General features: G+C 51.1%; 10 protein-coding genes. 7 read left to right on the top strand and 3 right to left on the bottom strand.

Annotation, left to right across the window (positions count from 1 at the left end; translation table 11 throughout):
* From H6A34_RS11295 to H6A34_RS11270, 6 genes are all read left to right on the top strand, one after another.
* On the top strand, positions 1–2,554 hold a 2,554-nt coding region (locus H6A34_RS11295; RefSeq protein WP_205105600.1), incomplete at its 5' end, for a BamA/OMP85 family outer membrane protein.
* Positions 2,555–2,662: 108 nt separating this feature from the next.
* Entirely contained in the window at positions 2,663–3,175 is a 513-nt protein-coding gene (locus H6A34_RS11290) for an OmpH/Skp family outer membrane protein (RefSeq protein WP_205105599.1), read from the top strand.
* A 265-nt stretch (positions 3,176–3,440) separates the two neighbouring features.
* Complete coding sequence (locus tag H6A34_RS11285; protein WP_021947539.1) at positions 3,441–3,950, top strand: OmpH/Skp family outer membrane protein; 510 nt, start codon at positions 3,441–3,443, stop codon at positions 3,948–3,950.
* 153 nt (positions 3,951–4,103) lie between these two features.
* Entirely contained in the window at positions 4,104–4,607 is a 504-nt protein-coding gene (locus H6A34_RS11280; protein ID WP_205105598.1) for an OmpH/Skp family outer membrane protein, read from the top strand.
* Positions 4,608–4,651: 44 nt separating this feature from the next.
* Entirely contained in the window at positions 4,652–5,539 is an 888-nt protein-coding gene (murI, locus tag H6A34_RS11275) for a glutamate racemase (protein ID WP_205105601.1), read from the top strand.
* Positions 5,540–5,638: 99 nt separating this feature from the next.
* A complete protein-coding gene (locus H6A34_RS11270) occupies positions 5,639–7,324 on the top strand; it encodes a polysaccharide lyase (RefSeq protein WP_205105597.1) in 1,686 nt (561 codons plus the stop codon).
* Positions 7,325–7,449: 125 nt separating this feature from the next.
* Here H6A34_RS11270 and H6A34_RS11265 read toward each other — a convergent pair whose 3' ends face one another.
* From H6A34_RS11265 to H6A34_RS11255, 3 genes are read right to left on the bottom strand one after another with little or no spacing between them, the layout of a single operon-like run.
* On the bottom strand, positions 7,450–7,902 hold the full coding sequence (locus H6A34_RS11265) for a hypothetical protein (RefSeq protein WP_205105596.1): 453 nt from the start codon (positions 7,900–7,902) through the stop codon (positions 7,450–7,452).
* Between the two features lie 18 nt (positions 7,903–7,920).
* Positions 7,921–8,256: a hypothetical protein gene (locus H6A34_RS11260; protein ID WP_205105595.1), complete on the bottom strand. Its 336-nt coding sequence runs from the start codon at positions 8,254–8,256 to the stop codon at positions 7,921–7,923.
* Between the two features lie 5 nt (positions 8,257–8,261).
* Complete coding sequence (locus H6A34_RS11255; RefSeq protein ID WP_205105594.1) at positions 8,262–8,801, bottom strand: RNA polymerase sigma factor; 540 nt, start codon at positions 8,799–8,801, stop codon at positions 8,262–8,264.
* A gap of 294 nt (positions 8,802–9,095) precedes the next feature.
* Here H6A34_RS11255 and metG point away from each other — a divergent pair, with 294 nt between their 5' ends.
* Entirely contained in the window at positions 9,096–11,249 is a 2,154-nt protein-coding gene (gene metG / locus H6A34_RS11250; RefSeq protein WP_205105593.1) for a methionine--tRNA ligase, read from the top strand.
* Positions 11,250–11,344 lie beyond the last annotated feature (95 nt).

Genomic DNA, 11,344 nt, shown 5'->3' with positions numbered 1-11,344 from the left:
CATCTCGTATGCCGGAACTCCGCGTGAGGGTTTTATTGGCGGCATGGCTGTGTCAGGTGTCGAAGGATACGAGGATTATATGCTTACGGGTATCTCCGGACTGTCGGTAGGGCAGAAGATACAGGTGCCCGGTTCTGAACTTACTGACGCTATAAAGCGTTATTGGAGACATGGATTGTTCTCCAAGGCGCAGGTCGCTGTCGACTCTATCGTGGGTGACAAGATCTATCTTCATTTTTATTTGGCATTGCGTCCACGCGTTTCGACTATTAATTATGTAGGCGTAAAGAAGTCGGAACGTGACGATTTGGAGTCGAAGCTCGGCCTTTTGAAGGGCAGCCAGATTACACCCAACATGATTGACCGTGCCAAACTGTTGGCCAAGGAGTATTTTGACGATAAAGGTTACAAGAACGCAGACATCAATATCATGCAGCGTGAGGATGTTGCCCAGAAAAACCAGGTAATCCTTGATATCATTATCGACAAGAAAGAGAAGATGAAGGTGCGGCAAATTATCATCGACGGCAACGAAAACCTTAGCGATTCAAAGATAAAGGGCGGATTATTCAGAAAAGGAGCGTTCAAGAAAATACATGAGGCTGGCAAGTTGTCGTCTTTCCTCAAGTCAAAGAAATATACGCCGGAACGTTATGAAGAAGACAAGAAGAACCTCATTGACAAGTACAACGAGCTTGGCTATCGTGATGCGGTAATCCTGGAAGACAGTGTGTGGAACGTTGACGAGAAACACGTAAATATATACTTGAAGGTAGACGAAGGCAAGAAATATTATATTCGTAATATCACGTGGGTTGGTAACACCGTGTTCTCGAGTGATTATCTTGGCCGCATACTCGGCATGAAGAGTGGTGATGTATATAACCAGAAACTGATGAACAAGCGTCTTTCGGAAGACGAGGATGCTGTTGGTAACGAATATTGGAACCGTGGCTACCTGTTCTACAACCTGCAACCGACAGAGGTTAATATCGTAGGAGACTCCATAGACCTTGAAATGAGGATAATGGAAGGTACACAGGCTCATATCAGCCATGTCCGTATCAACGGTAATACACGATTGTACGAGAATGTCGTGCGCCGTGAGCTCCGTACTAAGCCGGGCGACCTTTTCTCGAAAGAGGCGCTTATGCGTTCATACCGTGAAATAGCGTCTATGGGCCATTTTGACCCGGAACAGATAGACCCGAAGGTTGAGCCTAACCCGGAAGAAGGAACCGTAGACATTAACTGGAATCTTGTGCAGAAGTCAAACGACCAGGTGGAGTTCTCTCTCGGATGGGGACAGACCGGTGTCATTGCCCGTATCGGTTTGCGCCTTAACAACTTCTCCATGGCCAACCTCTTCAACAAGAACAAGGAACACCGTGGTATTCTGCCCGTTGGTGACGGCGAGGTGCTGTCTATCGGAGCCCAGACCAACGGTACTTATTACCAGTCGTATAACGCATCTTATTCAACCAACTGGTTTGGTGGCAAGCGCCCGATACAGTTTACCGTAGGAGCGTACTTCTCTAAGCAGACCGACGTGTCGAGCAATTATTACAACTACGGCTACATGAACAACTATTACAATTACCTTTACGGTTACGGTAACAGTTGGAGCAACAGCTATGAAAACTACTATGATCCCGACAAGTTTGTCAAGTTGTTCGGTGTGTCCGTAGGATGGGGTAAGCGTTTGCGTTGGCCTGACGATTATTTCCAGTTGTCGGTAGAACTGGCATACCAGCGCTACATGTTGAAGAACTGGCAGTATTTCATCGTGCGTAACGGTAACTGCAACAACCTTAACCTTGGTATCACGCTTTCGCGTATATCTACGGACAACCAGTTGTTCCCGCGTCGCGGTTCTGAGTTTATGACCTCTCTAACCATTACTCCCCCTTGGTCGTTGTGGGACGGAAAGGACTATAAGGCCCTGGCCGAGATTTATGAGCAGGAGGCTTCTAACGGACAGTATAATTCGGAGAAGGCAACGGCGGCACAGAAAGAGAGGTATAGTTGGGTGGAATACTATAAGTGGAAGTTCCGTGCAAAGACATATACGGCTCTTACGAGCGGCCAGAAGTGTTTTGTATTGATGACGCGTGTCGAGTTCGGAATACTCGGAGCATACAACAAGTACAAGAAGTCGCCGTTCGAGACATACTATATGGGTGGTGACGGTATGAGCGGTTATTCTACAGGTTATGCCGAGGAGACTATCGGTCTGCGTGGTTATGATAACGGTAGCCTTACTCCTTACGGAGCCGAAGGTTACGCATACGACCGCTTTACGTTGGAGCTTCGCTATCCGTTCCTGCTCGGTAATACCACTATTTATGGTCTTGGTTTCCTTGAGGCAGGTAATGCATGGAATGACACCAAGGATTTCAACCCCTTCGACATGAAGCGTTCGGCCGGTATAGGTGTACGTATCTTCCTGCCGATGGTCGGTCTGATGGGTATCGACTGGGCTTACGGTTTCGACACTGTGTTTGGCCAGAAGGGTGGCAGTCAGTTCCACTTCATTCTCGGACAGGAGTTCTAATTTAATTAATAGTTAAGAATTAATAGTTAAGAGAATATGCCATTGGCAAGGCCATTTTGACCAATTAGGCTTATCAGTCTTATTAATAAAGAAAGGAGTAACTGTTTTATGAAAAAGATTATTTTTGCGATGGTGCTTGCGTTTGCAGCCGTTACGGCCAATGCCCAGAAGTTTGCGCTTATCGACATGGAGTATATCCTGAAGAATATCCCGGCATACGAACGTGCCGATGAGCAGCTAAACCAGGTAGCCAAGAAGTGGCAGGCTGAGGTTGATGCGTTTAATACCGAGGCTGCCACGATGTACAAGAATTATCAGAACGAGGTGGTATTCCTCTCTCAGGAACAGAAACAGGCACGCCAGCAGGAAATAAACGAGAAGGAGAAGCAGGCTGCAGAATTAAAGCGCAAGTACTTCGGTCCGGAAGGAGAATTGTTCAAGAAGCGTACCAGCCTCATGACGCCTATCCAGGAGGAAATATACAATGCGGTGAAGGACATTTGTGACCTGCGTGGATATTCCCTCGTGCTCGACCGGGCGTCGGATACAGGTATAATATTCGCCTCGCCAAGGATTGACATAAGTGACGAGGTATTGTCAAAACTGGGGTATTCCAATTGACGTCCTGTACGGGTTAAACTGCACGGTTGAGGTCTTCTGTGCGTAGTAAACACTTTCCACGCCGTTAGCAACCAATGCCGTAGCCGTGAATAAGGCCGACATATCTGAGGAGTAAATCCAGCCGGTAGATTTAAAATATTATAATTACGTGACATAAGCCGTGTACAACGTTAAAAACCAACATGTAAGTTTTGATTTACGCGGTCTTTTCCCTATATTTGCAGACAAATATAAATAATTAATAGAAAAACAGCAATTAAAGAAAATGAAGAAATTAGTTTTAATGTTACTCATGTGTGCGCCTCTGGCTGTATTCGCCCAGACAGCGCCCAAGTTCGGACACGTTGACTCTCAGGCAATAATGTCGGGTCTGCCCGAATTCATCAAGGCTCGTGGCGAACTTGAAGCTCAGTCAAAGCAGTATGAGAACGACATGAAGGCGATGCAGGATGAAATCCAGCGCAAGTCGGATGAATACGACAAGACAAGGAGCACCATGAACGAGACTAAGAGAACCGAAACGGAAAACGAGCTGAACCAGCTCATGCAGAAATACCAGCAGGCTTACCAGGACAACCAGGCTGCCTTGCAGAAGGCACAGCAGGAGAAGCTGCAGCCTATCATGAACAAGGTGATGACCGCTATCCAGAACGTGGGCAAGGCCGGTGGTTATGTTTACATCATGGACAGGGCTGGTGGCATACCCTATATCAGCGATACGCTGAGCAAGGACGTTACCGAGGACGTAAAGGCTGAAATCAACAAGATTAAATAACTCCTTTTTTAGCACTTATAACAATTAAGGGAGCTAAAGTGGTTAAAGACCGCATGCTTGCTGCTTAGCGCTGGTTTGCCGTAGCGTCAGGATGTAGTCTTTGACTATTTTAGCTCTTTTATATTTTTGTTTCTTATAATCAAAGGTTCATAAATGCGAAAAATTTTTTCCCTTCTGGTCGTCTCTTTTTTCGTCCTGGCGGCAAGCGCGCAGGTCAAGTTCGGATATCTCAGTTACGACAAGGCCGTCAAGGCCATGCCCGGTTATGCCGTAATGCAGAGCAATCTGTCGTCGTTGAGGGCGCAATATGAGGAAGAGACTAAGCGTTCTGAGGAAGAGTTCAATGAAAAGTACGAGCTGTTTCTCGATGGCAGAAGCAGCCTTGACAAGCCTATCTTGCAGAAAAGGCAGGCTGAGTTGCAAGAACTGCTTACCAAGAACATCGCTTTCAAGAAGGAGGCCGAGCGCCTCTTGAAGCAGGCTGAGGCAGACATGTACGCACCGCTGAAGGACAAATTGAATGCGGTTCTTGCCAAAATCGGAATGGAGAGAGGATATGCCTTTATCCTTAACACCGACAACGACGCTCTTCCGTTTGTCAATCTGTCTTATGGGGAGGATGTCACCACGCTTGTGCTTGATGCAATTAAAGAATAGGAATAACGCTTATGAACACTTCAGAAGCCGAAAGATTGAATACCATGGGCACACCTAACGGCGATAATACCCAGGCAGCCGCCGATTCGATAAAAGTCGTCTCATCCACCCCTTCTGCCGGCCCGATAGGCGTGTTCGACTCCGGTTACGGCGGGCTGACCATCCTGCACGAGATGCGCAGCCTGTTGCCACAATACGATTACCTGTATCTCGGCGACAACGCCCGCGCCCCGTATGGGCCGCGTTCGTTCGACGTGGTCTATCAGTTTACGCGCGAAGCTGTCATAAAACTTTTCTCCATGGGCTGCCGTCTCGTCATATTGGCCTGCAATACGGCGTCAGCCAAGGCCCTGCGCACCATCCAGCAGAACGACCTTCCCCGCATTGACCCATCCCGGAGGGTGCTCGGCGTAATCCGTCCCACGGCAGAATGTATCGGTTCGATTACCCACACGCGTCACGTCGGTATACTGGCTACCGAGGGAACAATCAAGAGCGAGAGCTACGTCATGGAGATTAACAAGCTCTATCCGGACATAAAGGTCACGGGAGTGGCCTGCCCCTTGTGGGTGCCGCTTATCGAAAACAATGAGTATGACACTCCCGGAGCCGATTATTTCGTGAAGAAGCGTATTGACTCCCTGCTTTTCCTCGATCCCGAAATCGACTCGGTTATCCTTGGTTGCACGCATTACCCAATACTGCTTGACAAAATCCTGAAATACACTCCACGTGGAGTGAAAATCATTCCGCAGGGCGAGTATGTGGCAAACAGCCTGAAAACATATCTTGCGCGACATCCCGAGATGGACGCCGTATGCGCAAAGCATGGCCGTTGCCATTACCTTACGACCGAGAACAAGGACAAGTTCCGCGAGTCGGCGCGTATCTTCATGCACGAGTCTGTCGACGCCGAGACCATTTCATTTTGACCTTTCCGGCCGTAGGGTACGGTCGTCCATAGTGCGTGTGGCTTACGGTCATGCGCATGTTCGCAACGAAATAAATCTAATAACATAATCTTAATAATTATGAGACTAACCAAACAAGTATTCCGTTTATTGGCGCCGTGTGCGCTGTTGCTGCCGTTGCAAAGTGTTTCGGCAGCCATTCCCGGTTATCCTACCTATCCCGACTCTACACGTATGCGTGGCGAGCGTTGGCAGGCTGAGTACAGCCGGCATTCTGATTCGGCGTGGGCAAAGGCCCTGCCGATAGTTGAGAAGCAGGCCAAAGAGGGCCGTCCGTACCGCCCTTGGGCTTCCAAGCCCGAAGACCTGTTGCGTGCCAACATCCCGGCGTTCCCCGGTGCCGAGGGTGGCGGAGCCTATACCCAGGGCGGACGAGGAGGTAGGGTGATGGTTGTTACCACCCTTGCCGACAGCGGGCCGGGCAGTTTCCGTGAAGCTTGCGAAACAGGCGGCGCGCGTGTCATCGTGTTCAACGTGGCCGGAGTAATCCGCCTGAAGTCACCCATCAGTATCCGTGCGCCATACGTTACCATCGCCGGCCAGACGGCTCCCGGCGACGGAGTGTGCATAACGGGTCATTCAGTGCTTATCGACACCCACGACGTCATCATACGCCACATGCGCTTCCGCCGCAACAATCCCGACGTGATGTTCCGTGACGACGCTCTCGGTGGCAACGGTGTAGGCAATATCATCATCGACCATTGCTCGGGCAGCTGGGGCAGCGACGAGAACATGTCGATGTACCGCCACGTGTACGACCGCGGCGGAAAGAACCTGAAGCTGCCCACGGTGAACATTACCATCCAGAACAGCATTTTCTCGGAGGCTCTCGACCTGTATAGCCACGCTTTCGGAGCAACTATCGGCGGCCACAACTGCATGTTCAACCGCAACCTCTTCGCCTCTAACATCTGCCGTAACGCATCTGTCGGAATGGACGGTACGTTCAATTTCGTCAACAACGTGGTGTATAACTGGTGGAGCCGCACCATCGACGGCGGTGACCACAAGAGCTTCTACAACATAATAAACAACCATTACAAGCCCGGACCGATAACAATGGAGCTGAAAGACCGCCCCTGCTCGCACCGCATACTGAAGCCCGAGCCGAGGCGCGACAAGAACCTTCCCACGCTGTTCGGCAAGGCTTACGTAGACGGCAACATCATGGAGGGCTATCCAGAGATAACCAAAGACAACTGGAACGGCGGCGTGCAAGTGTTCGAAGAAGAGACTTGCGGCGAATATACCGACAAGATACGCGCTTACGAACCGTTCGAAATGCCACACGTAACCATACTTCCTACCGACAGTGTAATGCCTTACGTGCTCGCCAATGTCGGCGCTACGCTGCCCAGGCGAGACGCTGTTGACACCCGCGTAATAGAGACCGTGCGCACGGGCAAGGCCATATACGTAGACAATGCGCCAATAGTAACGTCGCCATACCAGGAGCGCGCCCTTGCGCCCGACTCTTACAAGAAGGGTATTATCACCGATCCCCGCCAGGTGGGAGGCCTGCCCGAGTATAAGGGAACGCCTTACAAGGACTCTGACAACGACGGTATGCCCGACGACTGGGAGGTGAAGTACGGTCTCGACCCGCACAATCCTGCCGATGCCTCGGCCGATTGCAACGGCGACGGGTACACCAACATCGAGAAGTTCATCAACAACATCGACCCCACTGTGAAGGTTGATTGGACCGACCCGCGCAACAACCGCGATACGCTTGACGTCTAACCGTTTTGCCGGGTCTGGTCGGATATGTTTTGTATGTATAAAAATTGAGTTGTCGGAAGCTGACCATAGTTAAGCGCTTAACTGCGGTCAGCTTCCGACAACTCCTTTTTTCCGACTTTCCTTTCCTATCTCCTCGGACGGGGGTGGCGCTTTCCGGCGTTCTTGCCGAGGCGCCCCATCATGCGTTTCTCTATGGCGTACACACGCTGTATCTGCTTGGGAGTAAGGAATTTGCTGTACTCCTTATAGTATTTCTCCCTGATGTCCAGCAGCTTCTGGCTGCGTTTGAAGCGCTCCTCAATGGCCTTTTCCGTCTCGGCATCGGTTTTGGCCGTGCCCCGCTGGCGTTTTGCCCTCGGGCCCAGAGCCCATATTTCCTTCTGGCATTGGCAGTAGGTGTCTATGAACTTTGCCGTCGTGGCGTCGTCGAAAGCCAGTTGGCGTGCTATGTGGCGTGCCTGCGTCTCGGCCAGTTTTTCGCGTTTCTGTTGCCTGTCGTTGGTGTCCTGCGCGTAGGTAGTTGAGCTGAATGCCGTCATCATTACGGCCATTATCAGCATACTGATGATTCTCTTCATGTTGATGGTCTCCTTTTTTTATTGGTTAATGAATATATCTTCGCTGTATATCTCAAGCATGTAGGCCTGGTCTTCGCTGCTCAGGTTGGCAAAGGCGCGCTCTACGCTGTCAAAGCCGGCGGCCGTGCTGTCGGTGTGCGGCCCGTTGAATGCCGTCGGCAGGATTATGGCGGCGGCTATCGAGGCTGCCGCTGTCATGACAATGGTCCTTACCGAAGGCCACCGCCTGCGGCTTGCTGCCGTGCTCCGTGCCGTCTCCTTGAGTACATTTTCCCTCATCTCGTCGAATATGCCTTCGGGAACGGTGTACGGCATGCGTTTTCCTATCTTGTTGAAATCAAATCTGTTGTCCATGTCTGTCAGTCGTTTGAGTTCATGTATTCTATTATTTTCTCTTTCGCCAAGTGGTAGTTGGCCTTTGCCGCGGCTGCTGTCGAGCCGATAATGCCGGCTATGTCGTCATACGCCAGTTCGTCGTAATAGCGCAGGTTGAACGCCAGTTGCTGCCGTGTGGGCAACGCCAGTATGGCCTCTTGCAGTTTCACGGCCTCGAGGTCGGTATAGTCTACATATCCGTCGGCGGCCAGCCTGCTGACTTCGTGCGCTCCGGTATCGAGCCTTACGTCGCTTTCTTTCCTCCTTCCTATCAGCCTCAGGGCCTCGTTCGTGGCTATACGGTACACCCACGAGGTAAGCGAGCAGTCGCCGCGGTACTTGTCCATCGTCCTGAACAGCCGTACGAAAGTCTCTTGTGTGGCGTCCTGGGCGTCGGCGTGTGCCGATACAAGCCTTCTTATGTGCCAGTATACGGCCTCTCCGTATTTGTCCATAATCAGGCGGAATCCCTTGTCAGGGTCGGCCTTTGCCGTTGATAATATGTCGTTGTCGTTTATAGTCATCTTCCGTTATGTGTCTGCTGTGTCTCCGTTTTGCGGGGCGTTCTATACTGATGACCCGCCGGCGGTGGCAAAGTAAAATGCCCGCGGCATTATTTTTAGTTAAAAAGCGTTTGTTATTGTAAGGCCTTTAATGAGCCGTGTTGTAACTGCATGGCAGACAGTATGTTATAATAAGTTTTGCAAAATGCCGTCTTTCGCTTTCTGAAAGACGGCCTTTTAGCGTGCGATTGACGGCCTTTTGCAAGCCAAAAGACGGTGTTTTGTATAGTGGCTTGATAAGGCACGTTTTGCCATATGCGTAAAAATACGGCGGCAAGTCCCGCTAATCCGATTTTTTTCAGTACTTTTGCATCGCATTGGGCGTATCAGTCCCAATGGTCTTATTATATAACCGAATTTATGGAAGAGAAGAAGAATTATAAGCGCACCACCGTCACCGCCGCCCTGCCTTACGCAAACGGCGGGGTGCACATCGGCCATCTGGCCGGCGTGTATGTACCGGCTGACATCTATGTGCGTTACCTACGACTGAAAAAACAGGACGTAAAGTTCATCTGCGGAAGCGATGAGCACGGTGTGCCAATCACCATCCGTGCCAAGAAGGAGGGCATAACGCCCCAGCAAGTGGTAGACCGCTACCACGCGATGATTAAGAAGAGCTTTGAGGATTTCGGCATTTCGTTCGACATCTACAGCCGCACGACGTCAGAAACACACTCTCGCGTGGCTTCGGAGTTCTTCAGGAAACTCTACGAAGAGGGCAAACTGGTGGAGAAAACGTCGATGCAGTATTACGACGAGGAGGCAAAGCAGTTCCTTGCCGACCGCTACATCACGGGCGAATGCCCCCACTGCCACAACCCGAAGGCGTACGGCGACCAGTGCGAGAAGTGCGGAAGCGACCTCGACCCGACCGAACTTATCAACCCCGTGAGCGCTATCAGCGGCTCGAAACCGGTGTTGAAGGAAACCAAGAACTGGTATCTGCCGCTCAATGAGTACCAGGATTGGTTGAAGGAATGGATACTTGAAGGCCACAAGGAGTGGCGCCCGAACGTGTACGGACAGTGCAAGTCGTGGCTCGACCTTGACCTCCAGCCCCGCGCGATGACGCGCGACCTCGACTGGGGAATACCCGTTCCAGTGGAAGGTGCTGAGGGAAAGGTGCTCTATGTGTGGTTCGACGCGCCCATAGGATACATCTCAAACACTCAGGAACTTATGCCAGAGGATTGGGAGACGTGGTGGAAGGACCCCGACACACGCCTCGTTCACTTCATCGGCAAGGACAATATCGTGTTCCATTGCATCATATTCCCCGCCATGCTGAAGGCTCACGGAGGCTACATCCTGCCTGACAACGTGCCCGCAAACGAGTTCCTCAACCTCGAGAACGACAAGATTTCGACATCACGCAACTGGGCTGTGTGGCTGCATGAATACCTCGTCGAACTGCCTGAAAAGCAGGACGTGCTGCGCTATGTGCTCACAGCCAACGCTCCCGAAACCAAGGACAACAACTTTACCTGGAAAGATTTTCAGGAGCGTAACAACAGCGAACTCGTAGGCATTTACGGCAACTTCGTAAACCGCGCGCTGCAACTTACCAAGAAATACTTTGACTGCGTGGTGCCAGCCTGCGGCGAACTGCAGGACATCGACCGCCAGACCATTGCCGAGTTCCACGACGTCAAGGCCGGCGTAGAGCGCCTGTTGGACAGCTTCAAGTTCCGCGACGCCCTGAAAGAGGCCATGAACCTCGCCCGCATCGGTAACAAGTACATCGCCGATACAGAGCCGTGGAAGGTCGCAAAGACCGACATGAAGCGTGTAGAAACCATCCTCAACATCTCTCTCCAGCTTGTTGCCAACCTGGCGATAGCCTTCGAACCGTTCCTGCCTTTCAGCAGTGCAAGGCTCAGGAAGATGTTGAACATCGACCGGTTCGACTGGAACCAGCTCGGCTCTACCGACCTTCTCGAGGCCGGACACAAACTGAACGAGCCTGAACTGCTGTTCGAGAAAATCGAGGATGATGTCATTGCGTACCAGCTGCAGAAGCTTGAGGATACTAAGAAGGCCAACGCCGAGGCAGCGTATAAGGCAAAGGAGATAAAGCCGACGATAGCTTTCGACGACTTTGAGAAGATAGACGTACGTGTAGGTCTTATCAAGGCGTGCGAGAAAGTGAAGAAAGCAGACAAGCTGCTTAAGTTCACCATTGACGACGGCAGCGGCCAGGACCGTACCATCGTAAGCGGTATTGCGAAGTATTATAACCCCGAAGACCTCGTAGGCAAGCGCGTCTGCTTCGTCGCCAACCTTGCTCCGCGCAAGCTTAAGGGTATCGAGAGCCAGGGAATGATACTCTCCGCCGAAGACTTTGACGGCTCCTTGAGCGTAATCACGACATCTGCCGAGGTAAAACCAGGCAGCGTGGTATGCTAAAATAAGGTAGTTATAGTAGTTAAAAGGAGTTATCGCTCACTGCGTTCGCTTAGTAGTTAAAGTCAAATGCTTTGTCAATTTGTCTCTCGTTGCTT

The sequence above is a fragment of the Marseilla massiliensis genome (genome assembly GCF_016899855.1).
Classification (GTDB): Bacteria; Bacteroidota; Bacteroidia; order Bacteroidales; family Bacteroidaceae; genus Prevotella.
This window is presented reverse-complemented; position numbering and strand designations above follow the sequence as displayed.